This window comes from Pseudomonas sp. PA-7-1E (genome assembly GCF_021605325.1).
Lineage (GTDB): Bacteria > Pseudomonadota > Gammaproteobacteria > Pseudomonadales > Pseudomonadaceae > Aquipseudomonas > Aquipseudomonas fluorescens_BV.
In genome coordinates this window covers 91,455-117,571 of the sequence record NZ_WKFA01000012.1, presented here as the reverse complement: position 1 = coordinate 117,571, position 26,117 = coordinate 91,455, and the positions used below count along the sequence as shown (strand labels likewise).

Annotated in this window: 21 protein-coding genes and 1 pseudogene; 15 read left to right on the top strand and 7 right to left on the bottom strand. The window is 60.7% G+C overall.

Features of this window, described 5'->3' with window-relative positions:
- From cydB to GIW79_RS10835, 3 genes and pseudogenes are all read left to right on the top strand, one after another.
- Positions 1–1,008: a cytochrome d ubiquinol oxidase subunit II gene (cydB, locus tag GIW79_RS10845; RefSeq protein ID WP_034126946.1), complete on the top strand. Its 1,008-nt coding sequence runs from the start codon at positions 1–3 to the stop codon at positions 1,006–1,008.
- A 12-nt stretch (positions 1,009–1,020) separates the two neighbouring features.
- Positions 1,021–1,185: a DUF2474 domain-containing protein gene (locus GIW79_RS10840; RefSeq protein ID WP_003194328.1), complete on the top strand. Its 165-nt coding sequence runs from the start codon at positions 1,021–1,023 to the stop codon at positions 1,183–1,185.
- Between the two features lie 16 nt (positions 1,186–1,201).
- A pseudogene (locus GIW79_RS10835) lies at positions 1,202–1,291 on the top strand (outer membrane lipoprotein carrier protein LolA); the annotation flags it as partial.
- 12 nt (positions 1,292–1,303) lie between these two features.
- Here GIW79_RS10835 and GIW79_RS10830 read toward each other — a convergent pair.
- Positions 1,304–2,428, bottom strand: coding sequence for a methyltransferase (locus GIW79_RS10830; protein WP_236453583.1), 1,125 nt, complete (start codon positions 2,426–2,428; stop codon positions 1,304–1,306).
- 140 nt (positions 2,429–2,568) lie between these two features.
- Positions 2,569–3,279, bottom strand: a complete 711-nt coding sequence (locus tag GIW79_RS10825; protein WP_034126948.1) for a helix-turn-helix transcriptional regulator — start codon at positions 3,277–3,279, stop codon at positions 2,569–2,571.
- Between the two features lie 446 nt (positions 3,280–3,725).
- On the opposite strand from GIW79_RS10825, the gene GIW79_RS10820 reads away from it, so the two are divergent.
- Complete coding sequence (locus GIW79_RS10820; RefSeq protein ID WP_096144101.1) at positions 3,726–4,502, top strand: ferredoxin--NADP reductase; 777 nt, start codon at positions 3,726–3,728, stop codon at positions 4,500–4,502.
- Positions 4,503–4,543: 41 nt separating this feature from the next.
- On the opposite strand, the gene mscL is transcribed toward GIW79_RS10820, so the two are convergent.
- Complete coding sequence (gene mscL / locus GIW79_RS10815; protein ID WP_014720019.1) at positions 4,544–4,960, bottom strand: large-conductance mechanosensitive channel protein MscL; 417 nt, start codon at positions 4,958–4,960, stop codon at positions 4,544–4,546.
- Positions 4,961–5,247: 287 nt separating this feature from the next.
- Between mscL and katB the strand changes: the two genes are divergently transcribed.
- The 3 genes from katB to radA are packed head-to-tail and all read left to right on the top strand — an operon-like array spanning position 5,248 to position 8,789.
- Positions 5,248–6,789, top strand: a complete 1,542-nt coding sequence (gene katB, locus GIW79_RS10810) for a catalase KatB (RefSeq protein ID WP_057975521.1) — start codon at positions 5,248–5,250, stop codon at positions 6,787–6,789.
- 57 nt (positions 6,790–6,846) lie between these two features.
- Positions 6,847–7,386 (top strand): ankyrin repeat domain-containing protein, encoded by a 540-nt coding sequence (locus GIW79_RS10805; protein ID WP_054918034.1) that lies wholly within the window; start codon positions 6,847–6,849, stop codon positions 7,384–7,386.
- Between the two features lie 35 nt (positions 7,387–7,421).
- Positions 7,422–8,789: a DNA repair protein RadA gene (gene radA, locus GIW79_RS10800; RefSeq protein ID WP_003194313.1), complete on the top strand. Its 1,368-nt coding sequence runs from the start codon at positions 7,422–7,424 to the stop codon at positions 8,787–8,789.
- Positions 8,790–8,917: 128 nt separating this feature from the next.
- Here the strand turns inward: radA and GIW79_RS10795 are convergent, their stop codons facing one another.
- On the bottom strand, positions 8,918–9,286 hold the full coding sequence (locus GIW79_RS10795; protein WP_034126952.1) for a PilZ domain-containing protein: 369 nt from the start codon (positions 9,284–9,286) through the stop codon (positions 8,918–8,920).
- 174 nt (positions 9,287–9,460) lie between these two features.
- Between GIW79_RS10795 and GIW79_RS10790 the strand changes: the two genes are divergently transcribed.
- The 3 genes from GIW79_RS10790 to yjiA all read left to right on the top strand — a co-directional run bounded on the left by GIW79_RS10790 (position 9,461) and on the right by yjiA (position 12,880).
- Positions 9,461–11,527, top strand: coding sequence for a carbon starvation CstA family protein (locus GIW79_RS10790; RefSeq protein WP_003194310.1), 2,067 nt, complete (start codon positions 9,461–9,463; stop codon positions 11,525–11,527).
- 14 nt (positions 11,528–11,541) lie between these two features.
- Positions 11,542–11,739, top strand: coding sequence for a YbdD/YjiX family protein (locus tag GIW79_RS10785; RefSeq protein WP_003194308.1), 198 nt, complete (start codon positions 11,542–11,544; stop codon positions 11,737–11,739).
- A 184-nt stretch (positions 11,740–11,923) separates the two neighbouring features.
- On the top strand, positions 11,924–12,880 hold the full coding sequence (gene yjiA, locus GIW79_RS10780) for a GTPase (protein ID WP_014720013.1): 957 nt from the start codon (positions 11,924–11,926) through the stop codon (positions 12,878–12,880).
- A 270-nt stretch (positions 12,881–13,150) separates the two neighbouring features.
- On the opposite strand, the gene glyA is transcribed toward yjiA, so the two are convergent.
- Together glyA and GIW79_RS10770 are read right to left on the bottom strand one after the other, a co-directional pair.
- Positions 13,151–14,404: a serine hydroxymethyltransferase gene (glyA, locus tag GIW79_RS10775; protein WP_003194304.1), complete on the bottom strand. Its 1,254-nt coding sequence runs from the start codon at positions 14,402–14,404 to the stop codon at positions 13,151–13,153.
- Positions 14,405–14,646: 242 nt separating this feature from the next.
- Positions 14,647–18,498, bottom strand: a complete 3,852-nt coding sequence (locus GIW79_RS10770) for a sensor domain-containing protein (RefSeq protein ID WP_220382898.1) — start codon at positions 18,496–18,498, stop codon at positions 14,647–14,649.
- Between the two features lie 285 nt (positions 18,499–18,783).
- Between GIW79_RS10770 and ettA the strand changes: the two genes are divergently transcribed.
- Positions 18,784–20,448, top strand: a complete 1,665-nt coding sequence (ettA, locus tag GIW79_RS10765) for an energy-dependent translational throttle protein EttA (protein ID WP_014720011.1) — start codon at positions 18,784–18,786, stop codon at positions 20,446–20,448.
- 66 nt (positions 20,449–20,514) lie between these two features.
- Here the strand turns inward: ettA and GIW79_RS10760 are convergent, their stop codons facing one another.
- Complete coding sequence (locus GIW79_RS10760; protein WP_205548070.1) at positions 20,515–21,444, bottom strand: LysR family transcriptional regulator; 930 nt, start codon at positions 21,442–21,444, stop codon at positions 20,515–20,517.
- Between the two features lie 95 nt (positions 21,445–21,539).
- On the opposite strand from GIW79_RS10760, the gene GIW79_RS10755 reads away from it, so the two are divergent.
- From GIW79_RS10755 to GIW79_RS10740, 4 genes are read left to right on the top strand one after another with little or no spacing between them, the layout of a single operon-like run.
- On the top strand, positions 21,540–22,733 hold the full coding sequence (locus GIW79_RS10755) for an MFS transporter (protein WP_236453581.1): 1,194 nt from the start codon (positions 21,540–21,542) through the stop codon (positions 22,731–22,733).
- Positions 22,734–22,767: 34 nt separating this feature from the next.
- Positions 22,768–23,592: a hypothetical protein gene (locus GIW79_RS10750; protein ID WP_019818016.1), complete on the top strand. Its 825-nt coding sequence runs from the start codon at positions 22,768–22,770 to the stop codon at positions 23,590–23,592.
- 33 nt (positions 23,593–23,625) lie between these two features.
- Entirely contained in the window at positions 23,626–24,843 is a 1,218-nt protein-coding gene (locus GIW79_RS10745) for an MFS transporter (protein WP_236453579.1), read from the top strand.
- Between the two features lie 39 nt (positions 24,844–24,882).
- Positions 24,883–26,112, top strand: a complete 1,230-nt coding sequence (locus tag GIW79_RS10740; RefSeq protein WP_236453577.1) for a pyridoxal phosphate-dependent aminotransferase — start codon at positions 24,883–24,885, stop codon at positions 26,110–26,112.
- The last annotated feature ends 5 nt before the right edge of the window (positions 26,113–26,117 follow it).

Sequence of the window (26,117 nt, the reverse complement as noted above, 5' to 3'; positions counted from 1 at the left end):
ATGGGTATTGATCTTCCGCTGATCTGGGCCGTGATCATCATCTTCGGCATCATGATGTACGTGGTCATGGACGGCTTCGACCTGGGGATCGGCATTCTTTTCCCGTTTGTTCCGGGCAAAGTCGACCGTGACGTGATGATGAACACCGTGGCGCCCGTATGGGACGGCAACGAAACCTGGCTGGTACTCGGGGGCGCGGCGTTGTTCGGCGCGTTCCCGCTGGCCTATTCGGTGGTGTTGTCGGCGCTGTACCTGCCGCTGATCCTGATGCTGATCGGCCTGATCTTCCGCGGCGTGGCCTTTGAGTTCCGCTTCAAGGCCAAGGACCACAAGCGTCACCTGTGGGACAAGGCGTTTATTGGCGGCTCGCTGGCGGCGACTTTCTTCCAGGGGGTGGCGTTGGGCGCCTTTATCGACGGTATTCCGGTGGTGGATCGCCAGTTCGCCGGCGGTTCACTGGATTGGCTCACACCCTTCACGATGTTCTGCGGAGTGGCGCTGATCGTGGCGTATGCCTTGCTCGGCTGCACCTGGCTGATCATGAAGACCGAAGGCAAGTTGCAGGAGCAGATGCACAACCTGGCGCGGCCTTTGGCGTTTGTAGTGTTGGCGGTTATCGGCATCGTCAGCATCTGGACGCCGCTGACCCACCCGGAAATCGCGTCGCGCTGGTTCACCTTGCCGAACCTGTTCTGGTTCCTGCCGGTGCCGATCCTGGTGCTGGTCACCATGTACGGGCTGATCCGCGCCGTGGCACGTAATGCGCACTACACGCCGTTCCTGTTGACGCTGGTGCTGATTTTCCTCGGCTACAGTGGCTTGGGGATCAGCCTGTGGCCGAACATCATCCCGCCGTCCGTGTCGATCTGGGATGCCGCCGCGCCGCCGCAAAGCCAGGGCTTCATGCTGGTGGGCACGCTGTTCATCATCCCGTTTATCCTGGGCTATACCTTCTGGAGCTACTACGTGTTCCGCGGCAAGGTCACCCACGAAGACGGCTATCACTAGGAGGGTTGAAACATGTCAAAACCTTCGTTGCATGAGATTGAACAGGCCGAGAAGCAGCCGTTGTGGCGGCGCCTGGGGTGGCTGGCGATGATCTGGACCGGCAGCGTGCTGGCCCTGTTCGTGGTGGCCAGCCTGATGCGCATGTTCATGAATGCGGCAGGCCTGAGCACGCATTGACACTGTAGGAGCGAGCTTGCTCGCGAAAAACGTCAACGATAACGCGGGGTGCCTGACGCCCCGCGGTGTTCTCAGGTTTTTCGCGAGCAAGCTCGCTCCTACAATAAGCAGGGCTTTTTTATTTACGCGCCTTGAGGATGACGAACTTGGGCGTGGCCGCTACTTGCTCGACACCGCGGAACAGCCGCGCCAGCTTGCTGTGGTAGCCCAGGTGACGATTCCCGACGATGTACAAGGCGCCGCCGATCACCAGCGCTTCGCGTGCCTGCTGGAACATGCGCCAGGCGAGGAAGTCGCCCACCACTTGTTGTTGGTGGAACGGTGGGTTGCACAGCACCACGTCCAGCGATTGCGCCTCCTGGCCGGCCAGGCCATCGTCGGCACGTACGCTGACGTCCCGTTCACCCAACGCGGCTTGCCAGTTTTCGGCGGCCGATTGCACTGCCATATACGACTCATCCACCAAGGTGTAGTGCGCGTCGGGGTTCTGCAGGGCGCTGGCAATCGCCAGTACGCCGTTGCCGCAGCCCAGGTCCGCCACGCGTGCACTGCCCAGGTTTTTTGGCAGGTGCGGCAGGAAGGCACGGGTGCCGATGTCCAGGCCTTCGCGGCAAAAGACGTTGGCGTGGTTACACAACTCGATGACCGGCGCATCCAGGGTATAGCGGGTCGGGTAGGGCGAGACCGCGGCAGGGCGCGGCTCGACGCTGGCAATCAGCAACCGCGCCTTTTTGACCGCCAATGAGGCGTGCATGGGCCCGATGTAACGCTCCAGCAATTCGCCCGCAGCCCGTGGCAAATGCTTGACCATTGCACCTGCGATCACCTCGGCGCCGGGCGCCAGTTGCCCTTGCAGGCGGATCAGTTGTTCTTCCAGCAACGCCAGGGTTTTCGGCACGCGGATCAACACGCGATCGAACGGCCCGGTCGCGAGCTGGCTGGCCGGTATGAAGGGCACGGCATCAAAGGGCTTGCCGTTGCGCACCAGGTTTTTCTCCAGGCCCTGAGCGGCGAGGAACGAGTCACCGCTGGAGGTCACTTGCACCTGGCCTTGAAGGCTGGCTGCCAGGGCGCCGAAGCTGTCATTGAGCACCAGCACGCGGGTGGCGGCAGTGGGCTGTTGCGCGGCGAGGTGGCTGAGCAGGTATTCGTCGGCGGCATCGAAGGCTTGCAGCGGATCATTGTGTTGCTCTGGCTGACGAATCAGGTCGAGCTGGGCGAAAGGGCTGTCAAGCAGGGGCATGGCGGGGCGAGGCTCTGGGTAATCGACGGACCGTCTGAGTGAACGGCGGGGCCACCGTGGAAAGCGCACCCTCAACACTCAGAATTGGCCGTAAATGTTACGTTTTTTTCAACGCGATGACATGCGGTGTTTTACGTGGGCTAAAACAGCCCGGCTTTAGCGGCGCGCAGCACCGCCTGGATCTTGTTATGCACGCCCAGTTTCTTGAAGGTACTGCTGATATGAAACCCCACGGTGCGCTCGGACAGGCAAAGAATCGCGGCAATCTCCGAGGCGGTCTTGCCCATCGCCGACCACTTGAGGATTTCTGTTTCCCGGGCAGTCAATTTGCTGGGCGCTTTGATGTCGGGGGCGTCGGCGTACTTCTGCGCGACGACCGCATGCATCGCATGGCAAAGCCACAACACCTGGCCGGCTTTTTCGTAAAGCTCTTCAGGGCTGACCTCGCCCTTGCTGCGAACCAGGGTCAGCATGCTGAATACACCCTGGAAGTCATGCACGGCTTGGGTCCAGCCTAAATGCACCCCGCATGACTGGGCCAATTCCCACAGCTTGGGGGTGTTGGCAAAGGTTTTTTGTTCCCAGAGAATAGGCAGTACCGAGGTTTTACAGTGGGTTACAACGGGGTCTACATCGAAGAAGTGCGCTTGTTTATAAATACTAAGCCATTCATTTGGGTAGTTATTAAACAAAATGGGTTTTGTTTGAGTGCTTTGTGATTGGGAACTCATGGTAAAGGAGCAATATTCGAAACCTAGTTCATAAGTGTGGTTTATCACCATCTCAAACACACTGGTGATTTCACTCTCGCCGTCCAGCTTGGGCAGCCGGGCATTATGCCAATTGACCATCGGTGACTCTCCATGCGTGTATATGTGACCTGGGTACGTCCTGATCCCCCATTGCAGCTCGAAAACAAGTGTAGGGTAAGTCCTACAACTGAGCTTGAAAAATATTTTACTTGTAGGGTTTGTCTAGTTGGCCGGTTTTGTACAAGACTTGGAGCTTTGTATAAGAGCGCTAGGCAGGTATCTTTTTTTCAATACTTTTAAGGTCTTGAAGGTAGTGTCAAAGTGATGTCGCTTTAAGTACCGCTTCATCTAGTGAGGTATTCAGGGCGCGTTAATAGCCAAATAATTAGTGCCAGCGTGGAGCCATGGCTGACCTGTTGGACTGGTTAAAAAACGCGCAGGCCACCCGCGTGAACCTTGAGTGACGGCAAAGCCAGTACCAATCATCAGTGTTTGCGCGGTCTGTTTTGAGGGACACTAACGGCCTGTGCAAAACGGAGCCCCCCATGACGGCCAGTGCTGAGAAATTTACCCGCCAGACCCTGCTCGATGTGCAATCGCTGACCCCCAGCCTGTTCACCCTGCGCACCACCCGCGATGCCGGTTTTCGTTTTACCGCCGGCCAGTTCGTGCGCCTGGGCGTTACCAAGGCGAATGGCAGCACCGTCTGGCGTGCCTATTCCATCGTGTCTTCGCCGTTTGACGAGCATCTGGATTTCTTTTCCATCGTGGTCCCCGGTGGTGAGTTCACCAGTGAACTGAGCCGCCTGAAGGTGGGCGATACCTTGCTGGTCGAGCGCCAGGCCACCGGGTTTCTGACCCTCAACCGCTTTGTCGACGGGCGTGACTTGTGGTTGCTGGGAACCGGAACGGGCGTCGCGCCGTTCCTGTCGATCCTGCAGGACTTCGAAGTGTGGGAAAAATTCGAGCGCATCATCCTGGTGTACAGCGCCCGGGAAGCCAAGGAACTGGCCTACCAGTCGCTGATCGACACGCTGGGTGAGCGCGAGTACCTGGCCGAGTACGCCCACAAGCTCACCTACATTCCCATCGTCACCCGCGAGCAGCATCCGGGCGCGTTGAATGGGCGTATTACGGCCTTGATCGAAAATGGCGAATTGGAGCGGGCCGCCGGCGTGGAGCTGACGGCACAGGATTCGCGTGTACTGATTTGCGGCAACCCGCAGATGGTCGATGATACGCGCCAATTGCTCAAGCAGCGGGACATGCAACTGAGCCTGAGCCGACGACCTGGCCAGGTGGCGGTAGAAAATTATTGGTAGAAAAAAGGCGCCTTGCGAGGCGCCTTTTTTGCATCCGCAGGTTAAAGCGGCTTGTTGTTCTGTGCCTTGAGCAGATCGCGGATCTCGCCCAGCAGCACTTCTTCTTTGCTTGGCGTCGGCGGCAAGCTTGGGGCCACGGCTTCTTCACGTTTCAGACGGTTGATCGCCTTCACACCCATGAAGATTGCAAACGCGACGATTATAAAGTCGATGATGCTCTGGATGAACTTGCCGTAAGCCAGCACAACAGCGGGTACATCACCCTGTGCTGCCTTGAGCGTGACGGCCAGATCGGCAAAGTCCACGCCACCGATCAGCAGGCCGATGGGAGGCATTATCACGTCGCCTACAAATGAGGAAACAATCTTGCCGAAGGCAGCACCGATGATGATACCGACGGCCATGTCGACCACATTACCTTTGACCGCGAAGGCCTTGAACTCACTGATCACGCCCATAGGTTATTCCTTGTTACAGTTGAGGAGGGTGGAGGTCAGTGTAATTCAGTCGAACAGCGCTTGCTCGAAACAACTGTTAACACTGTCGGTTTTTATCGACACATCAAATCGCAAATAGTTTGCAAAGTGCCACTAGTCGCGCGCGAATTAGCCGCTATTTCAGCGGGTTACCAGATTTTTTTCTTAATCGGGCCTGTGGTGTTTTTCTATTTATCTTCTGACTCGCAGGTCACTAGCCTCTGGCAAGCACAACTGAATGTGCATTAAAAAAACCAGAGGAAACCTCGATGAATACTCCAATCAGCCGCAGGCCCGTGTCGGCGCGCCACGCGCTGGCACTGGTGACCGCCAGCCTGCTTTCCCTCTCCGTACAAGCCGCCAACCTGACCCGCGATAACGGGGCCAACGTCGGTGATAACCAGAACTCCCAAACCGCCGGTGCCAATGGCCCGGTGCTGCTGCAAGATGTGCAACTGATCCAGAAACTGCAACGCTTCGACCGCGAACGCATCCCAGAGCGCGTAGTGCACGCACGCGGCACGGGCGCCCATGGCACCTTCACCGTGACCGACAACCTCAGCGACCTGACCAAGGCCAAAGTGTTCGCCGCCGGTGAAACCACACCAGTGTTCGTACGCTTCTCGGCCGTGGTGCATGGCAACCACTCCCCGGAAACCCTGCGTGACCCACGGGGCTTCGCCACCAAGTTCTATACCGCCGAAGGTAACTGGGACCTGGTCGGTAACAACTTCCCCACGTTCTTTATTCGGGATGCCATCAAGTTCCCGGACATGGTCCATGCCTTTAAACCGGACCCACGCACTAACCTGGACGATGACTCGCGCCGTTTCGACTTCTTCTCCCATGTTCCAGAGTCCACTCGTACACTGACCGAGTTGTACTCGGACTCCGGCACCCCAGCCAGTTACCGCGAAATGGACGGCAACGGCGTACATGCCTACAAGTTGATTAACGCCAAAGGCGAAGTGCACTACGTCAAGTTCCACTGGAAGAGCCAGCAGGGCATCAAGAACCTTGATCCCAAGCAAGTTACCGAGGTGCAGGGGCGTGACTACAGCCATATGACCAATGATTTGGTCACGCACATCAACAAAGGCGACTTCCCTAAGTGGGACTTGTATGTGCAGGTGCTCAAGCCTGAAGACCTGGCCAAGTTTGATTTCGACCCACTGGATGCCACCAAGATCTGGCCGAATGTGCCCGAGCGCAAAGTCGGGCAAATGGTGCTGAACCGCAACCCGGCCAATGTGTTCCAGGAAACCGAGCAAGTCGCGATGGCCCCGGCCAACCTGGTACCGGGTATCGAGCCGTCGGAAGACCGCTTGCTGCAGGGGCGCGTGTTCTCCTACGCCGATACGCAAATGTACCGCCTGGGCGCGAACGCCCTGCAGTTGCCGATCAACGCTCCACGGGTCACCGTCAACAACGGCAACCAGGACGGCGCGATGAACGTCGGCAAGACCACCACCGGCGTCAACTACCAGCCAAGTCGCCTGTTGCCGCGGGAAGAGCCGCAAACCGCACGCTACAGCCAGTCGCCGCTGTCGGGCAGCACCCAGCAGGCCAAGATTCAACGTGAGCAGAACTTCAAGCAGGCCGGTGACCTGTACCGCTCCTACACCAAGAAAGAGCGCGAAGACTTGATCAACAACTTCGGCGGCTCATTGGCCACCACCGATGACGAGAGCAAGCACATCATCCTGTCGTTCCTCTACAAGGCGGATCCGGAATACGGCACCGGCGTGGCCAAGGTCGCCAAGGGCGACCTGGCTCGCGTGAAGGCGCTGGCGGAAAAACTGACTGACTGATTCGTTGGTTGCGGTCGGCGCCTTCACGGGCGTCGACCTTTGGCAGGAGAACACCCTATGCGTATCTCTATCGGCTTACTGATGGCCATGCTGGCCTTTACCGTTCATGCCGAGTCCCCCGACCCGGTGGCGCTCAAGGCGCAGTTGCAGGGCTACTATTTCGACGCCGCCCGTCGTGGCGACCTCGACATGCTCAACACCTTCATAGAGTCCGGCTACGGCCTCAACGCCCAGGATGACAAGGGCTACACCGCGTTGATCCTGGCTGCTTATCACGGCCAGGGCCCGTATGTGGGGCGTCTGCTCGATGCCGGCGCGGACGCCTGCGTCCAGGATAAACGCGGTAACACGGCGTTGATGGGCGCCATCTTCAAAGGCGAGCTGAAAATCGCCCAGCGCCTGTTGGCCACCGACTGCAACCCTGACCAGCGCAACGGCGCAGGGCAGACCGCCGCCATGTACGCCGGGTTGTTCAAGCGCGTCGAATTGTTGGGGGCGCTGCAAGCCAAAGGCGCAGACCTGAACGCCGAGGACCCCGTGGGTAACAGTGCTTCACGTTTAGCCAAGGGCGAAATCCGGACCCCAGCGTCGCGCTGAGCTATCATCGCGGTTTTTCGGTTGGAGGTTCTCACATGGCAAAGGCCAAGCGCATGTACGGCTGCACAGAGTGCGGCGCGACCTTTCCCAAATGGGCGGGCCAGTGCTCCGAATGCGGCGCGTGGAACACCCTGACTGAAACCATGATCGAGAGCGGCGGTGCCGCGGCCCCCACTGGTCGTGCCGGCTGGACCGGGCAACAGGCGCAGATCAAGACCCTGGCCGAAGTCAGCGTCGAAGAGATTCCGCGCTTTTCCACCGCCTCCGGCGAGCTGGACCGGGTCTTGGGCGGTGGTCTGGTGGACGGCTCGGTGGTGCTGATCGGCGGTGACCCGGGCATCGGCAAGTCCACGATCCTGCTGCAAACCCTGTGCAGCATCGCCAGCCGCATGCCTGCGCTGTATGTCACCGGCGAAGAGTCCCAGCAGCAAGTGGCCATGCGCGCCCGGCGCCTGGGCTTGCCCCAGGACCAACTGCGGGTCATGACCGAAACCTGCATCGAAAGCATCATCGCCACGGCGCGCATCGAAAAGCCCAAAGTCATGGTCATTGACTCGATCCAGACGATTTTCACCGAACAACTGCAATCGGCACCCGGCGGCGTGTCTCAGGTGCGCGAAAGCGCGGCGCTGTTGGTGCGTTACGCCAAGCAGAGCGGCACGGCGATCTTCCTGGTCGGCCACGTGACCAAAGAAGGCGCACTGGCCGGGCCACGGGTGTTGGAACATATGGTCGACACCGTGTTGTATTTCGAAGGGGAATCCGACGGTCGCCTGCGCCTGCTGCGGGCGGTGAAGAACCGTTTTGGCGCCGTCAACGAACTGGGTGTGTTCGCTATGACCGATCGGGGGCTGAAAGAAGTCTCGAACCCCTCGGCGATTTTTCTCACCCGCGCTCAGGAAGAAGTCCCAGGCAGTGTGGTGATGGCCACGTGGGAAGGCACCCGGCCGATGCTGGTGGAAGTCCAGGCGCTGGTGGATGACAGCCATTTGGCAAACCCACGGCGGGTCACACTGGGCCTGGACCAGAACCGCCTGGCGATGTTGCTGGCGGTGCTGCACCGGCATGGTGGCATTCCGACTCACGATCAGGATGTGTTCCTTAACGTGGTGGGCGGGGTCAAGGTGCTGGAGACTGCGTCCGACCTGGCGTTGATGGCGGCGGTGATGTCCAGCCTGCGTAATCGGCCGTTGCCCCATGACTTGTTGGTGTTTGGCGAGGTGGGTCTGTCGGGCGAAGTGCGCCCGGTGCCGAGTGGGCAGGAGCGCTTGAAGGAAGCGGCCAAGCATGGCTTCAAACGGGCGATTGTGCCCAAGGGCAATGCGCCGAAGGAGGCGCCGCCGGGGTTGCAGATTATTGCTGTGACGCGGCTGGAGCAGGCGTTGGATGCCCTGTTCGAATAATCCGCAGCACCGCTGAACCCCTGTGGGAGCTGGCTTGCCTGCGATCGCGGCGGGTCAGCTCACCCATCCTTGTCTGATACACCGCCATCGCAGGCAAGCCAGCTCCCACCCTTGATTCATGTTGGCGGCTAGAACTCCAGCAGGGCGCCCAGCTCGCGCTCCAGTTCTTGCTCATCACCCAGGTTCAACTCAACGAACCTACGCAAATGGCTGATCGAATCCAGATCAATGTGTTTGCACACAAAGCCCAATTGACCCTGCTCTTCATGGGTCAGCCGCGCTTGCATCTTTATATGCGTCTTCTGGTCCAGGCGTATGTCGACGTCAAAGGGCAGCGCTTTATTTCCCTTCCAGTTGTCAGGCCGTTCCACCAGCAATCCCTTGAGTGATAAATCCACCAGTTTTACCGGCCATTCGCTGCCGCTTTGCCGAAGTTCGGCCGTGGCATCAAAGGCGATCCGGCGAAAACGGCGACGTTCGGACGCATGCTCGGTCATGGTAAAGCCCTCTGTGAATGGGAGGAGTGTAGCCCGGGGCCATCAAGGGGCGTTTATTTCGGCTTTTTTTAGCGGTTGAAGGCTCTAGACCAACGTAGGGGGCTGGTCTTTGAGGCCAGTAGCGCTAAACTCGGGCTGGCTGTCCTTTCTGTCCACCCTGGCTGGAATATAAAAATGAAAAATAATAATAGCCTGCTACGCCACTTACCCTGGCTGGTGCTGGCAATTGTAGGAGCGTGCGCCCTGGGCGTAGTGGCCTTGCGCCGCGGCGAGGCGATCAACGCCTTGTGGATTGTGGTCGCTGCTGTGGCCATCTACCTGGTTGCGTACCGTTACTACAGTCTGTTCATCGCCAACAACGTGATGCAACTCGATCCACGGCGGGCAACCCCTGCGGTGGTCAACAACGATGGTCTGGACTACGTACCAACCAACAAACACATTCTTTTCGGTCACCACTTTGCGGCGATTGCCGGTGCAGGCCCGTTGGTCGGCCCGGTGCTGGCGGCGCAAATGGGCTATCTGCCCGGCACCCTCTGGCTGATTGCCGGGGTGGTGCTGGCCGGTGCGGTGCAAGACTTCATGGTCCTGTTCCTGTCCACTCGTCGCAACGGCCGTTCCCTGGGGGACATGGTTCGCGAAGAGATGGGCCGCATTCCGGGGACCATCGCGCTGTTCGGCTGCTTCCTGATCATGATCATCATCCTCGCGGTGCTGGCGCTGATCGTGGTCAAGGCCCTGGCCGAGAGCCCATGGGGCATCTTCACGGTGATGGCGACCATCCCGATCGCGATGTTCATGGGCATCTACATGCGCTACATCCGCCCGGGCCGCATCGGTGAAATCTCGATCATCGGCGTGCTGTTGCTGCTCGGTTCGATCTGGCTGGGCGGGCAGATTGCCGCTGATCCGGTGTGGGCCAAGGCGTTCACCTTCACCGGTATCCAGATCACCTGGATGCTGATCGGCTACGGTTTCGTGGCCGCTGTGCTGCCGGTGTGGCTGATCCTGGCGCCCCGCGACTACCTGTCGACGTTCCTGAAAATCGGCACCATCATCGCCCTGGCGATTGGCATCCTGGTCACCATGCCTGACCTGAAAATGCCGGCACTCACCCAGTTCATCGACGGCACCGGCCCGGTGTGGAAGGGCGGCCTGTTCCCGTTCCTGTTCATCACCATTGCCTGTGGCGCGGTCTCGGGCTTCCATGCGCTGATCTCCTCGGGCACCACGCCCAAGTTGCTCGCCAGTGAGAGCCATGCCCGTTACATCGGTTACGGCGGCATGCTGATGGAGTCGTTCGTGGCCATCATGGCGATGGTTGCCGCCTCGGTGATTGAGCCTGGCGTGTACTTCGCCATGAACAGCCCGGCTGCCATTGTCGGCACCGACGTGGTCACCGTGGCGCAAACCGTCAGCAGCTGGGGCTTTGCCATTACGCCTGAGGCGCTGTCGGCCGTTGCCCACGATATCGGTGAAACCACCATCCTGGCACGTGCCGGCGGTGCACCGACTTTGGCGGTAGGTATCGCGCAGATCCTGCACAGCGTGCTGCCGGGTGAAAACACCATGGCGTTCTGGTACCACTTTGCGATCCTGTTCGAAGCGCTGTTCATCCTTACGGCAGTGGATGCCGGTACCCGCGCCGGTCGTTTCATGCTGCAAGACCTGCTGGGGTCGTTCGTGCCTGCGCTCAAACGCACCGAATCCTGGACCGCCAACCTGATCGCCACGGCCGGTTGCGTGGCCATGTGGGGCTACTTGCTGTACCAAGGCGTGATCGACCCGCTGGGTGGCATCAATACCTTGTGGCCGCTGTTCGGTATCTCCAACCAGATGCTGGCCGGTATCGCGCTGATGCTGGCGACCGTTGTGCTGATCAAAATGAAGCGTCAGCGCTACATTTGGGTGACCATGTTGCCGGCTGTCTGGCTGCTGATCTGCACCACCACCGCAGGCTTCATCAAGCTGTTCGACGCCAACCCGGCGATCGGCTTCCTGTCGCTGGCCAAGAAATACAGCGATGCCCTGGCTAACGGCCAGATCCTCGCCCCGGCCAAGAGCATCGACCAGATGCAACACGTGATCTGGAACGCCTACACCAACGCAACGCTGACGGCGCTGTTCCTGTTCGTGGTGTTCAGCATCCTGTTCTATGCGCTCAAAGTCGGCGTCGCCGCCTGGGGCAACAAAGAGCGTACGGATAAAGAAGCCCCGTTCCAGGCTGTACCGGACGCATAACGAGGATTGCAGACATGTTCAATGACATCAGTCGCCTCGGTAAATACCTCGGTCAGGCCGCCCGCCTGATGGTCGGCATGCCCGACTACGACACCTACGTCGAGCATATGCAAACCAAACACCCGGACAAGCCGGTGATGGACTACAAGGCGTTCTTCCGGGAACGCCAGGAAGCCCGTTACGGCGGCAAGGGTGGGCCCAAATGCTGCTAACCCGGTAACGCGGGCCAATGCGATACCCCTGTGGGAGCAGGGTTTTCTGTGGGAGCTGGCTTGCCTGCGATAGCATCACCTCGGTCTGACGCAAGCACCGAGTTGTCTGCATCGCAGGCAAGCCAGCTCCCACAGAGGCCTTTGCTCCCACATTTGTTTCTGTGTTTCTTCAAGGAGAATCTCTTTGTCCTCTCCCATCCCCGTCACCATCCTCAGCGGCTTCCTCGGTGCCGGCAAGACCACCTTGCTGCGCCACCTGCTCAAAGCCGAGCACGGCTTGAAAATCGCTGTGATCGAAAACGAATTCAGTGACGCCGGTATCGACACCCAATTGCTGGGCGACGAGCCAGTGCAAGTGATGACCCTGTCCAACGGCTGCGTGTGCTGCACCATCCACACCGACCTGACCAAAGCCCTGTACCTGTTGCTGGAACGCCTGGACAGCGGCGAGATCGCCTTCGACCGGCTGGTGATCGAATGCACCGGCCTGGCCGACCCTGCGCCGGTGGCCCAGACCTTCTTCATCGACGAAGAGCTGCGCGAACGCTATATCCTCGACGGCATCATCACCCTGGTGGATGCGGCCCACGCCGAGCATCATCTGACCCAGACTATTGCCCAGGCCCAGATCGGCTTTGCCGACCGCCTGCTGGTGAGCAAGCGCGACCTGGTAGACGACGCCAGCTTCGACGCCCTCAGCCAGCGCCTCACCCGCATCAACCGTCGTGCGCCAATTCGTGTGGTGGATCACGGCAAGATTGACCTGGCCGAATTGCTGGATGTGCGCGGCTTCAACCTCAATGCCGGCATGAGCCTGCGCCCGGTCAGTGCAGCGCCTTCGGTCGACCGTATTTCCAGCCTGGTGCTGCGCACCGACCAGCCGCTGGATATCGACCGTCTCAGCGAGTTTATGAACGAACTGCTGGAAGACCATGGCAAGCAACTGCTGCGTTACAAGGGCGTATTGAACATTGCCGGAGAAGACCGACGCATGGTGTTCCAGGGCGTGCTGAAGCTGTATGGCTTCGACTGGGATACCGAATGGGCCGAGGGCGAGGCGCGGGAGAGTGTGATCGTGTTTATTGCCGATGAGCTGCCCGAAGACAAGATCCGCCAAGGCTTTGAGCGGGTCTACCAATAAACCCGACTTGAAATGCACTCCAATGTGGGAGCTGGCTTGCCTGCGATAGCGGCGGGTCAATCACTGATGGGCTGACTGCAAAACCGCCATCGCAGGCAAGCCAGCTCCCACACTTGACCCTGTTTCAAATTGAAATCGGCATAAAAAAGCCCACTTGTAGGAGCGAGCTTGCTCGCGAAGAACTCACAGGCAACGCGTGCACCCAAGATGCACGCGTTATCGTTGACGTTTTTCGCGAGCAAGCTCGCTCCTACAGTGGGCTTCTTGGTATTACGCGCCGTATACCGGCAGCTTCTTGCAGATGGCCTTGACCTTCTCACGTACCGCGTCGATCACGGCTTCGTTGTTCAGGTCGGCCAGGATGTCGCAGATCCAGCCCGCCAGTTCCTTGCACTCGGCTTCCTTGAAGCCACGGGTGGTCACTGCCGGGGTGCCGAAGCGCAGGCCGGAGGTGACGAACGGCGAACGTGGGTCGTTCGGCACGGAGTTCTTGTTCACGGTGATGAAGGCTTTGCCCAGGGCAGCGTCAGCATCTTTACCGGAAATGTCCTGCTTGATCAGCGACAGCAGGAACAGATGGTTTTCAGTACCGCCGGACACCACGTCAAAGCCGCGCTCGATGAACACGCTGGCCATGGTCTTGGCGTTCTTGACCACTTGTTGCTGGTAGGTCTTGAACTCAGGCTGCAGTGCTTCCTTGAAGCAGATCGCCTTGGCCGCGATCACGTGCTCCAGCGGGCCGCCTTGGGCGCCCGGGAAAACGGCGGAGTTGAGCTTCTTCTCGATCTCGGCGTTGGCGCGTGCCAGGATCAGGCCGCCACGTGGACCGCGCAGGGTCTTGTGGGTAGTGGTGGTGACCACGTCAGCGTAAGGCACTGGGTTGGGGTAAACGCCCGCAGCTACCAGACCGGCCACGTGGGCCATGTCGACGAACAGGTAGGCACCGACCTTGTCGGCGATTTCACGGAAACGTGGGAAGTCCAGGATCTGCGAGTAGGCAGAGAAACCGGCCACGATCATTTTTGGCTTGTGCTCGACGGCCAGGCGCTCGACTTCATCGTAGTCGATCAGGCCGTTGGCATCGATACCGTACTGAACGGCGTTGTACAGCTTGCCGGAGGACGAAACCGTGGCACCGTGGGTCAGGTGACCGCCATGGGCCAGGCTCATGCCCAGGATGGTGTCGCCGCCTTGCAGCAGGGCCAGGTACACGGCGCTGTTGGCTTGGGAGCCGGCGTGTGGCTGGACGTTGGCGTAATCGGCGCCGAACAGCTCTTTTGCACGATCGATGGCCAACTGCTCAACCACGTCGACGTACTCGCAACCACCGTAGTAGCGCTTGCCTGGGTAGCCTTCGGCGTACTTGTTGGTCAGAACCGAACCTTGAGCCTCCATCACCGCAGGGCTGGTGTAGTTTTCCGAAGCGATCAGCTCAATGTGCTCTTCCTGGCGCACGGCTTCTTGCTCCATGGCGGCGAAGAGATCGGCGTCGTACTTGGCAATAGTCAAATCACGGCTGAACATGGCGGTCCTCAAGGATCGGGGGCAGAAAAGGAGGGCATTCTAACTCAATGGGTTTTAGATGGCATATGAAAGGACATCATGTCGCGGACAAGTGGGGTTCATCTGGGGATGATCGTTCCCACGCTCTGCGTGGGAATGCATCCCGTGACGCTCTGCGTCACATTTAAAAGCGGACGCAGAGCGTCCAGAATTGCGTTCCCACGCGGAGCGTGGGAACGATCAGGGAAGCCCCGGCACAGCTTTTAGTCAAACATGAACAGCGCATCATTACTGAACTGCACTTCAAACCGATTCGCCGGCATTGGCCGCCCGAACAGGTAACCCTGCACCTCATCACAGCCATGCTCACGCAGGAAGTCCAACTGCTCATGGGTTTCCACGCCTTCGGCAATCACCGCCAGGTTCAGGCTGTGGGCCATGGCAATGATAGCCCGGGCAATCTGTGCGTCCTGCTCACCCGAGGGCAGGCCGTCAACGAAGGTGCGGTCGATCTTCAGCACGTCGATGGGGAATTGCTTGAGGTAGTTGAGCGACGAATAGCCGGTGCCAAAGTCATCCACCGCGATGCTCAGGCCCAGGTTTTTCAGGCTGGCGAGGATCTGCAGGGCTTCGTTGACTTCACGCATCAGGATACTTTCGGTCAGTTCCAGCTCCAGGCACGCCGGCGGCAGGCCGGTGTCCTTGAGGATGGTGGCGATGCGCGTGCCCAACTGGCCGTCGGAGAACTGCCGCGCCGAGATGTTCACTGATACTTTCGGCACGCGCACTTTGTTCTGGTGCCAGGTCTTGAGCTGGCGGCAGGCTTCGCCGATCACCCAGTCGCCCACATCCACCACCAGCCCGAGCTCTTCCAGTACCGGGATAAAGTCCCCGGGCGGTACCAGTCCACGGCGCGGGTGGCGCCAGCGCAGCAGGGCTTCGGCGCCGGTCAGGCGTTTGCCGTCTCCGCTGAATTGCGGCTGGTAATAGAGCACGAATTCGTTCTGGTCCAAGGCGTGGCGCAGGTCGCTTTCCAGTTCCAGGCGCTCCAGGGCGCTGGCGTTCATGTCGGCCTGGTAGAACTGGAAGTTGTTCTTGCCGCGCTCTTTAGCGTGATACATCGCCGTGTCGGCGTTTTTCATCAATTGGCTCAGCTCGTTGCCGTCTTGCGGGCTGAGGGCGATGCCGATACTGGCGGTCACGAAGAATTCGCGGCCCTCCAGCACAAAAGGTTTGACCAGGCTGGCGAGGATCTGCTCGGCCACATGGATCGCACGGTTCAGCGCCATATCGCGGCTGACCCGTGGTTGCAGGAGCAAGGTGAATTCGTCGCCGCCCATGCGCGCCACGGTGTCGTCCTCGGCCACACAACCGAGCAGGCGCGTGGCCATTTCCTTGAGCATCCGGTCGCCGGCCGCGTGGCCGAGGGAGTCGTTGATCGGCTTGAAGCGGTCCAGGTCGAGGAACATCAGCACCACCCACGACTTCTGCCGTTCGGCGGACTGCAACGCGGTGTGCAGGCGGTCCTGGAACAGGGTGCGGTTGGGCAGGTGGGTCAGGGCGTCGTAGTAGGCCAGGCGGTGGATGCGCTGCTCACTGGCCTTGCGCTCGCTGATATCGCTGAAGAAACACACGTAGCTGGCCAGGTCGCCTTCGTCGTCGAACACCGCGGTAATGCCGACCCAGGCCGGGTAATGCTCGCCATTGAGACGCTTGAGCCACACCTCGCCTTCCCAGGTGCTGTGCTGGTGCAATTGCTTGAGCACATAACGCAGATGGGCTTCCTGCTGCTCATCGACGGTGAGCATATTGGGCAACTGGTCGAGCACATCGCTCACCGCATAGCCGCTGACCCGGCTGAACGCCTCGTTGGCCTGCACGATATAACCGGCTGGGTCGGTGATCAGGATCGCCGAAGTGGAATGTTCGAACACCGTGGCTGCCATGCGCAGATCTTTTTCGGCGCGTCGTTGCTGGCTGATATCGCGGCCCACGCCGAGGATGCCTTCAAACGCGCCATGTTCATCCCACACCAGCACCAGGCGCAGTTCGATCGGCACTTTGCGCCCGTCGGCGCGCAGGCAGTCGAACAGAAACAGTTGGGTCTGGACTTCATCGCGCAAGGTGTTCAAGGCGTCGGGGTTGCCGAGGGCGCGGCTGACCTGTTCCATCAGGCTGTAAATGCCGGTCAACTGCTGAGGGTTGGCAACGATCGACTGCCAGCCGTTCTTGAACACCCAGTCCACGTCATAGCCCAGGACGGTGTTGACCGAGGGGCTGATGTAGTTGAGGGCCAGTTGGCTGTCGGTGGAGCAGATCACGTCGCTGATGCTTTCGGCCAGCATCCGGTAGCGCTGTTCACTGTCGCGTAGTGATTCACTGGCCTCGATCTGGTCGGTAATGTCCTTGGCCACGCCGATGATCCGGGTGACCACCGTAGAGGTATCGCGGGCCAGCGCCTGTTCGCGGATATCGAAGCGGCGCCACTGGTTATTGCGGTGGCGAAAGCGCAGTTGGCAGTGCAGTTGGGTCGTATAGCCGACCTGGCGTTGCTGTTCGCGCGCGTCATGGTAGTGCTCGGCGTCTTCGGGGTGTAGCAGGATTTCCCAGAAGTACTCACCCATTTGCTGCAGTTCGGCTTTGTTGTAGCCCAGGGTGTGACCCAGGTGATGGTTGCTGAAAATCATGCGCTGGCTGATCACGTCCTGCACATACAGGTGATCGGGCACGGTGCGCACCACATCCGACCAGAAGCTCTCGCGCTCCACCAGCGACAACTCGATCAGCTTGCGGCTGGTGATGTCGCTGATGCTGAGAATCACGGCCTTGACGTCATCCTGCTGCTCCGGCAAACGCATCACCAGCCACAGGTACTGTTCGTTGCCGGCTACGTCGTTGAGCTGGATTTCCAGCTCCAGCTGTTTTTGCCGGGTCAGTACCGCTTCCAGCACTTGATAGCCGATGGACGTGGCATTGCTCGGGCAATCATCGATCAGGCGCTCCCACGCCTCCTCGCAAGACGCGACGTTGAGCAGGCGCACGGCCATCTGGTTGACCTCGGTGACGCGCAACTCCTTGAGCAGTTGCTTGCGCTCGGCGGGGTTGGCCTGCAACCAGGCGTGCAACTGCTCACGGCTTTGCACCTGGGTCTTGTTGCAAAACGCCTTGAGCCCCGACAGGTCCAGCACGCACAACGCGACGCCGGTGCCTTCGAAGATGTCCTGGTAGCGTCGCCGGCCTTCGTTCACCTGGCGTTGGCGACGGCGCATGTTGAGCAGCACGATCACCGGGATCAGCGAAAACGCCAGGCCGAGCAGGCACTTGCCGATAAAGGCCGGCAGCAGTTGTTCCAGCACCGCACTGCGGTCAAACATGCCGCGCAGTTGCCAATCGCTTTTGCTCAACGGCGTGACCAGCACGCTGCGGTTCAATTCTTCCGGCGTGAGGGCGCCGGACCACTGCGCCGGCATGCCGCTGTCACGGCTGACCACACGATGGTTCAGGCTGTTCTCGATCGCCCACATCGGGCGCTGGCCCTGGACATCCTGGCGCGTGAGGTTGGCCAGATAATTGGGCGCCAGGCGCAAGGCCCAGTACACTTTGGAGCCACCGCTGGGTTGGTGCAGCAACAGATAGATGACCGTGCCGTCATTGTCGTTGCTCAGGTAGTAGGACTGGGCGTGACTGCGCTTGACCAGGTCTTCGAGCAGGGCACTGTCTTGGCTGCCTTCGGCAGTATCGCTGATCAGTGCGCCGCTGGGGGCGAGCAGGGCGAAGCTGCGCAGGTCCGGCAGTGAGCGCTGCAACGTGCGCATCAGGGCCTGCTGCTGTTCGGGGTTGCGCGGCGGCTCGACAATCGGCAACAGGTTCAGGGCGATCTGCGCGCTCAGGGCCATGCTCTGGCTGATCTGCTCGGCCAGGTCGGCACTGTAGTCGATGGTGTATTGCTGTTGGTTTTTCTGGTTTTGCTGCAATTGGTCCAGCAGTTGCCAGAACAACAAGGCGAGCAACAGCAGGACAAGCGTCGCCAACGCGCCTTTCAAGGTGCCGTGCAGGGGCGCTCCCGGCGCAATATGAGCGGCGCGCAAGGGCGTGGGCGGCGTGACGTTGGACAAACTGTGATCCTGCGGTTTGGCTGGACTGGCGCGCGACGTGCACTATAAGCCGGACGCCCGAAGGGCGGCTAGCATGCCTTGAGTTGTGGCAAAGTGCCAGTCCTGCCTGGCTGGACTGCCCCAGCGCATTCAGGTAGCTTTGCCGGTTACGCGGGGGCGTTCCAGCCCCAGACATTCAGGCTTTTTTTGCTCGCTGGCATTGATGATAGTCAAAGGCCCGCGCGGCGCATGGCCTGGCACGGGCTTCGTCCGCTTAATTCATCAGTCACTGACGCTAGGTTCACCATGGCTCAATACGTCTTCACCATGCATCGGCTGGGAAAAGTTGTTCCGCCGAAGCGGGAAATCCTGAAAAACATTTCGCTGTCCTTCTTTCCAGGCGCCAAGATCGGCGTGCTCGGCCTCAACGGTTCGGGTAAGTCCACCCTGCTGAAAATCATGGCGGGCGTCGACACCGAGTTCGAAGGCGAAGCCCGCCCGATGCCGGACCTGAACATCGGTTACCTGCCTCAAGAGCCGATCCTGGACCCGACCAAGACCGTGCGCGAAGTGGTCGAAGAAGCCGTCAGCGTGATCAAGGACGCCCAGGCCCGCCTCGATGAGGTGTACGCCGCCTACGCCGAACCGGATGCCGACTTCGACAAGCTGGCCGCCGAACAGGCCAAGCTCGAAGCGATCCTGCAGGCGGGCGATGGCCACAACCTGGAGCGCCAACTGGAAGTCGCCGCCGATGCGCTGCGCCTGCCAGCCTGGGACGCCAAGGTTGAACACCTGTCCGGTGGTGAGAAGCGTCGTGTGGCCCTGTGCCGCCTGCTGCTGTCGGCCCCTGACATGCTGCTGCTCGACGAACCGACCAACCACCTGGACGCCGATTCTGTCGCCTGGCTGGAGCATTTCCTCCACGATTTCCCGGGCACCGTGGTTGCGATCACGCACGACCGTTACTTCCTGGACAACGTCGCCGGCTGGATCCTGGAGCTCGACCGCGGCGCCGGTATCCCTTACGAGGGCAACTACTCCGGTTGGCTGGAAGCCAAGTCCGACCGTCTGGCCGCCGAATCCAAGCAGCAATCGGCCCACGAAAAAGCCATGAAGGAAGAACTGGAGTGGGTGCGCAAAGGCGCCAAGGCCCGCCAGTCCAAATCCAAGGCGCGTCTGCAACGCTTTGAAGAAATGCAGTCGCAGGAATTCCAGAAGCGCAGCGAAACCAACGAGATCTACATCCCGGCTGGTCCGCGCCTGGGTGACAAGGTCATTGAGTTCAAGAACGTGACCAAAGGCTATGGCGACCGCGTGCTGATCGACAACCTGTCGTTCGCCATGCCAAAAGGCGCGATCGTCGGCGTTATCGGCGGTAACGGTGCGGGTAAATCCACACTGTTCCGCATGCTGATGGGCAAGGAAACCCCGGACTCCGGCAGCATCGAGATCGGTGACACCGTGCAGTTGGCCTGTGTGGACCAGAGCCGCGACGACCTCGACGGCAGCAAGACTGTGTTCCAGCAGATCTCCGACGGTTCCGACCAGATCCGCATCGGCAACTATGAAATCCCGTCGCGCACCTACGTCGGCCGTTTCAACTTCAAGGGCGGCGACCAGCAGAAGTTCGTCAAGGACCTGTCCGGTGGTGAGCGCGGTCGCTTGCACCTGGCCCTGACCCTGAAAGAGGGCGGCAACGTCCTGCTGCTCGACGAACCGTCCAACGACCTCGACGTTGAAACCCTGCGTTCCCTGGAAGAAGCCCTGCTGGACTTCCCGGGCGCCGCCATTGTGATCTCTCACGATCGGTGGTTCCTTGACCGCGTCGCGACCCACATCCTGGCGTACGAAGATGACTCCCAAGCGGTGTTCTTCGAAGGTAACTACACCGAGTACGAAGCCGACCGTAAAAAGCGCTTGGGTGAGGCCGCTGCCCAGCCGCACCGCGTACGCCACAAAAAACTGGCCTGATGCTGCAATAGCCGCAACAGCCTGTTGAAAAAATACCCCTCACGCAGGGGTATTTTTTTGCCCGCGTTATGCCGGGAGCGTCGTGGGCGCCAGCGCTGGGCGGCTGCGCAGCAATTCTTCGACCACCCCCATGAACGCCTCGACCAACAATGAGCGTGACGGTGAGCGCGTGAGTATCAGCAGGTGTACCCAGGCTTCGGGGTCTGCCAAGGGGCGGTAGACCACGCCTTTCCTGGCCAGGGTTCGGGTGCACTGGGGCACGAGCGAGACACCTTGGCCTGCCGCCACCAGGGCGATGATCGAGGTGATCTGGCGCCCCGCAGGGCCCGGGCGCAGCGCCAGGCCACGGCGTTGATACAGGTGCTCGATGGAGCCGTTGAGGCCCGAACCGTAATCGCTGGGGAACAGAATCAACGGGTACTCACTGAGCTGGGCGAGGGTGACTTCGCTCTGCTCCGCCAGCGCGTTGTCGCTGCAAAGAGCCGCCACCAGCGGTTCTTGCCCCAACGACAAAGCCTCGACGCCGGTTTGCCCGGCCTCAGGCAGCAGGCGGCTCATGCCGACGTCGATGCGCCCGTCCAGCACGTGCGTGTGCAGGCTGCCGGAAGCGCTCTCCACCAGGGTCAGTTGCACATCGGGAAAACGCTGGGCGAAGGCTTGCAGGGTTTGGCTGAAGAGTTCCGACAACGCGATCGAGCTGGCATAGCCTACGACCAGTTGGCCGGTCGAGCCGGCAGCCAGTTTGGCGGCGATGTCTTGTGCAAGCCTGGCGTGTTCCAGCGCTGCGCGGGCATACGGCAAAAAGTGCTGGCCTTGGGCGGTCAGTGTGACCGTACGACTGGTGCGGTCGAACAGGCGAAAGCCAAGCTCGGTTTCCAGGGCCGAAATCTGCCGCGTCAGGGGCGGCTGGGCAAGGTGCAGACGCTGGGCTGCGCGGCCGAAGTGCAGCTCTTCGGCGACCGTCAGGAAGTACCGTAACTTGCGTAGATCAAGCATTCTGTTTCCTGGGTATTGATCGGTCCGAATTCGGTATTGGTGTTCGCTGCGCTGGGTATTCTATAAACATCCTCGACTATAAGACGAGAGGCCACATGAACCCGCGCATGCATCACGCCCGCTTCGCCGTGTTCCTGTGTGGCTGTGCGGCGTTTCTGAATCTCTATGCGACACAGAGCATCCTGCCTGCGTTTGCCGAAAGCTTCCAGGTGAGTGCCCGGCAGGCAGGGTGGAGCATTACGGTGACCACGCTGGCGGTGGCGGTGACCGCGCCGTTTGTCGGGCGCCTGACCGGCCGTTTCGAGCAGCGCACGGTGATTGCCGTGGCCGCGTTGCTGCTGGCGCTGCCGACGCTGCTGACGGCCTATGTGGACAGTTTTGCCGAGCTGCTGGTGTGGCGTTTTGTCGAAGGGATGTTGATCCCAGTGGTGTTCGCCACCAGCGTGGCTTATATCGGTGATCGCTGGCGTGCGGCCACGGTCACCGAGATCACCAGTTTGTACGTCGCGGGGACGGTGCTCGGTGGGTTTGCCGGGCGCTTTGTCTCGGGTGTCATGACCCAATATGTGGGCTGGCGCGAAGCCTTCGAACTGTTGGCGGTGATCAGCCTGCTGGTCGGCCTGCTGATTGTGTGGCTGTTGCCGGCCAATTCGGTGGCGCGGCCCGGCGTTGCGGCCGTGGGCATGCACGGGGTGCGCCGGCTTCTGCGCAAACCCTTGCTGGCGGCCTATGGCGTCGGTTTCTGCGTGCTGTTCTCCCAAGTCGCAACCTTTACCTATGCCGGGCTGTATCTCAGCCAGGCCCCGTTCAACCTGGGCGCCGCCGCCTTGGGCACTTTGTATGCGGTGTTCCTGCTGGCGCTGGTGGTCATTCCTGTTGCGGGGCGCTTGAGCAAATCGCGACCACAATCGCAGTTACTGACCGGCGCTGTTGCGCTCGGCATCTGTGGCTCGGCGCTGACATTGTTGCCGTCCCTGTGGCTGATCGTGTTGGGGCTGGCCCTGAGTTCGACCGGCGTATTCCTGGCACAGGCATCCGCCAATGCGTATATCGCCACCACGGCAGGCCCGGACAAGTCCGGCGCCGTGGGGCTGTACCTGACCGGCTATTACCTGGGCGGCAGCGCCGGCGCCGTGGTCCCGGCCATGCTTTGGAATCAATGGGGCTGGCCGGGCTGCGTCGCGTTGGTCGCAGGTTTTCAGCTGTTGTCGCTGGCGATTGCCCTGCTGGGCTGGAAACCGGTAAAGCCCCAGGCCCTGATCGCCGGACAGCGCGGCAAACCAGCCTGATTTTTCATCCAATAAAGGACTATGAGAGGTGAACATGACTAACACCGTGATCAAGCGCAGCCAGTTGTTGAAGCTCATCGAACCGGTATTGAACGACATGCCGGCCGGTGCCTTGCGCCACGCGCTATTCGAAGCCTTCTGGGCTCAGGAAGACGCGCTGGTGGATATCGAAGACGCTTTTGCGCGACTCACCTCGCGTCGGCATTCGCCGGCGGTACTGCGCAAGTTCTTCGCCAGTTGGTCCAAGACCAATAATTCGGCGGCCAGTGTGTCCGGCCTGGCCAACCGCATTACATTGCTGGCGCGCTCCGATGAAGGCTCCGCCGCCGCCGCGCAGTTGTACCGCGCCTGCGGCAGCCTGCAACGCATCACCGATGAAGATCTGGGCGCGTTGGGTAATACCTTGCACGCGGACCTGTTCTACACCATGGCCACCGCGCTGTGCGGTGATGACCAGTGGATATTGAAGGACAATTGCCTGCCCTCGGCACAGGCGTTCAAAGACTGGACCGACACCCGCCGCCTGCGTGATCGCGACCTGTTGCAGGGGTTACTGACCACGTTGATCCACGAGGTGTACACCCACGGCGAAGTGGAATTCATCCACCCGCTGTACTCGCAGTGGTTCGTGCGGGACATGGGCGTGCCGCCGGAGAAATCCCGGGCGACGGTGGCCTGGGTCACGGTGCACACCGGCGGTACCGAGAGCAACCATTTCGCCCATGCGGTGGCGGCGGTGAATGAGTTCACCACTGCCATGCAGATTGAAGTGGACCCCGCCACGGCGCGCGACATTTTTGCTCAATACCTGCAGCGTAAAGCCAGTGTGATGAGCGACTGTGCGCAGTTGCTGGGTTAACCCGGCCTTTTTGCCTGAGAGCCTCTGACCCAGATGAACACCCTGAAGCAGACCGCAGCGCCATCGTTGTCGCCGCCGGACCCGGTCAGCGTGCGTCGCCGCGCTCTGGTGGCAGGCTGCGGCGCGCATGCCGTGCATGATGGGCTGACCGATGTGATTTATGTGCTGTTGCCGATCTGGCAAGCGCAGTTCGGCCTCAGCTACGCCCAGATCGGCCTGTTGCGTGGTGCTTACGCGGGCATGATGGCCGGTTTTCAGTTACTGGCCAGCCGGGCTGCCGCGCGCTGGGGGCGTGAACGCTTGCTGGTAGGTGGCACGGCGTTGGCGGGCCTGGCCTACCTGCTGGCCGGCCAGGCCGGTGGGCTGGGCGTGTTGCTGTTGGCGCTGCTGCTGGGCGGGCTCGGCGCGAGTACGCAGCACCCGCTGGCCTCGTCGTTGATCACCGATACGCACGAGGCCGGCGGGGGCGTCAAACAAGCGCTGTCGCAGTACAACTTCAGCGGCGATATCGGCAAGACCCTGATCCCGGGGCTGATCGGCCTGTTGCTGGCGGTCATCAGTTGGCGCGCCAGTGTCACCCTGCTGGGTGTACTCGGGCTGCTGGCGGCAGGCCTGTTGTGGTGGCTGATCCCGGCACGCGCCGAGGCTTCGGCGGCGCCGGTGAAAGCCACCCGTACGGGCGGCGGCGCCGGCTCCGCGAGCGGCCTGCGTGCGCTGATCGTGACCGGCACGCTGGACAGCGCCGTGCGCATGGGTTTCCTCACGTTCCTGCCGTTCTTGCTCAAGGCCAAGGGCGCCGGGCCTGCGGGCATCGGCCTGGCGCTGACCATGCTGTTCGTGGGGGGCGCCTTCGGCAAATTGCTGTGCGGTTACCTCGGTGCGCGCATCGGCATGATGAAAACGGTATGGGCCACGGAGTTCACCACGGCCGTGTTGATCGTCATGGCGGTGTACTTGCCCTACGCCGGCTTGATGGTGATGTTGCCGCTGCTGGGGCTGGCGCTGAACGGCACGTCGTCGGTGCTGTACGGCGCAGTCCCGGACCTGGCAGGGCCGGGCAGGCGCGATCAGGCGTTCGCCGTGTTCTACACCGGCACCATCGGTGGCGGCGCCTTGGCGCCGGTGCTGTTCGGCAGCCTTGGGGATGCCACCGGTGTGCCCATGGCCGTCCTGTTGCTGGCCGCCACCCTGTTGCTGACCTTGCCGCTGTCCTGGCGGGTTCAGCAAGGGTTGGAGGCCCAAGCCCGGTAGGGCGAACGAATTTTTCAGCGTGTTCTGGCAGGTATAACAATGAATAATAGTGAACCCTCTGCCGTGTCATTGCCGTTGTCCCAGCGTGCGCAACGTCTCAGCGCACCCGGCACGTCCAACATGCGCAGTAAAGCCAATGCCTTGAAAGAAGCCGGCGTCAACGTGGTCAACTTTGCCGCGGGCGAATTGTCCTTCGATGCCTGCCCGGTCATGAAAGCCGCCGCGGCCGATGCGCTCGCCACTGCCCGCAACCGCTATACGCCGCCCATCGGCCTGCCCCAGTTACGCCACGCGCTGGCGCAGCAGGTCACTCAGCGCTGCGGGGTGAATTACGCCGCCGATGAAATAGCGGTGACCGCGGGTGCCAAGCAGGCGCTGTATAACGCTGCAATGGTGCTGCTCAATCCGGGGGATGAAGTCATCGTCGCGGTGCCGTACTGGGAAACCTTCCCCACCCAGATCCAACTGGCCGGTGGCGTTCCCGTCTATGTCGACACGGCTGCGGATGACTATCGCCTCACCTGCGCAGCGGTCCAGAAGGCCCTGACCCCGCGTACCCGGATGATTGTGATCAACACCCCGAACAATCCGACGGGCACGGTTTATCAGCGCGAAGAACTGCTGGGTATTGCCCGGCTCGCCTTCGCACACAGGCTTTGGGTAGTGTTCGACGAGTGTTACCGCAAACTGGTGCGCGCGCCCCATGAACATCACAACATCGTGTCGCTGTTTGCGCCGCTCAAACATCAGACGGTACTGGTCGATTCGTTTTCCAAGAGCCACGCGGTCACCGGCTGGCGGGTAGGGTATGCGTGTGCGCCCGCCCCAGTCATCGCCGCCATGCACAACCTGCAAGGGCATACGACGTCCAACCCCAGCAGCCTGTCCCAATATGCCGCGCTCGGCAGCCTGATGGCGGACGTGCCGCACTTTACCCGCCAGGTCAATGCCTTCCTCGACCAGCAATTGCTCGCGGCCTGCACTTGCCTGGGGCATGTCGACGGCATTCGGTGCGCCCCGCCGGAAGGGGCGTTCTATCTGTTTATCGATGTGTCCCGCAAGTTGGGGGGGCGCTACCTGGGCACCGTTATTCGTGACGTCGACCACTTGGCCGATCTGTTATTGACCGAGGCCCATATTGCGGTAGTGCCAGGCTCTGGCTGTGGTGACGGCAACAGCATCCGTATCTCCTACGCCGTTGAGCGTGAAGCGCTGATTGAGGGCCTCACACGCTTCGCTTGTTTCATGTCAGAAATCGTTGCGCATTAACCCCA

Excerpts from the sequence above, each read along its gene's own strand:
- GIW79_RS10750 (WP_019818016.1), top strand. The coding sequence starts at position 22,768 with ATGACTAACACCGTGATCAAGCGCAGCCAGTTGTTGAAGCTCATCGAA.
- mscL (WP_014720019.1), bottom strand. The coding sequence starts at position 4,960 with ATGGGCGTGATCAGTGAGTTCAAGGCCTTCGCGGTCAAAGGTAATGTG.
- GIW79_RS10785 (WP_003194308.1), top strand. The coding sequence starts at position 11,542 with ATGTTCAATGACATCAGTCGCCTCGGTAAATACCTCGGTCAGGCCGCC.
- GIW79_RS10760 (WP_205548070.1), bottom strand. The coding sequence starts at position 21,444 with ATGCTTGATCTACGCAAGTTACGGTACTTCCTGACGGTCGCCGAAGAG.
- glyA (WP_003194304.1), bottom strand. The coding sequence starts at position 14,404 with ATGTTCAGCCGTGATTTGACTATTGCCAAGTACGACGCCGATCTCTTC.
- GIW79_RS10795 (WP_034126952.1), bottom strand. The coding sequence starts at position 9,286 with ATGACCGAGCATGCGTCCGAACGTCGCCGTTTTCGCCGGATCGCCTTT.
- GIW79_RS10830 (WP_236453583.1), bottom strand. The coding sequence starts at position 2,428 with ATGCCCCTGCTTGACAGCCCTTTCGCCCAGCTCGACCTGATTCGTCAG.
- GIW79_RS10825 (WP_034126948.1), bottom strand. The coding sequence starts at position 3,279 with ATGGTCAATTGGCATAATGCCCGGCTGCCCAAGCTGGACGGCGAGAGT.
- radA (WP_003194313.1), top strand. The coding sequence starts at position 7,422 with ATGGCAAAGGCCAAGCGCATGTACGGCTGCACAGAGTGCGGCGCGACC.
- GIW79_RS10745 (WP_236453579.1), top strand. The coding sequence starts at position 23,626 with ATGAACACCCTGAAGCAGACCGCAGCGCCATCGTTGTCGCCGCCGGAC.
- katB (WP_057975521.1), top strand. The coding sequence starts at position 5,248 with ATGAATACTCCAATCAGCCGCAGGCCCGTGTCGGCGCGCCACGCGCTG.
- GIW79_RS10755 (WP_236453581.1), top strand. The coding sequence starts at position 21,540 with ATGAACCCGCGCATGCATCACGCCCGCTTCGCCGTGTTCCTGTGTGGC.
- ettA (WP_014720011.1), top strand. The coding sequence starts at position 18,784 with ATGGCTCAATACGTCTTCACCATGCATCGGCTGGGAAAAGTTGTTCCG.
- GIW79_RS10790 (WP_003194310.1), top strand. The coding sequence starts at position 9,461 with ATGAAAAATAATAATAGCCTGCTACGCCACTTACCCTGGCTGGTGCTG.
- GIW79_RS10805 (WP_054918034.1), top strand. The coding sequence starts at position 6,847 with ATGCGTATCTCTATCGGCTTACTGATGGCCATGCTGGCCTTTACCGTT.
- GIW79_RS10840 (WP_003194328.1), top strand. The coding sequence starts at position 1,021 with ATGTCAAAACCTTCGTTGCATGAGATTGAACAGGCCGAGAAGCAGCCG.
- cydB (WP_034126946.1), top strand. The coding sequence starts at position 1 with ATGGGTATTGATCTTCCGCTGATCTGGGCCGTGATCATCATCTTCGGC.
- GIW79_RS10820 (WP_096144101.1), top strand. The coding sequence starts at position 3,726 with ATGACGGCCAGTGCTGAGAAATTTACCCGCCAGACCCTGCTCGATGTG.
- GIW79_RS10740 (WP_236453577.1), top strand. The coding sequence starts at position 24,883 with ATGAATAATAGTGAACCCTCTGCCGTGTCATTGCCGTTGTCCCAGCGT.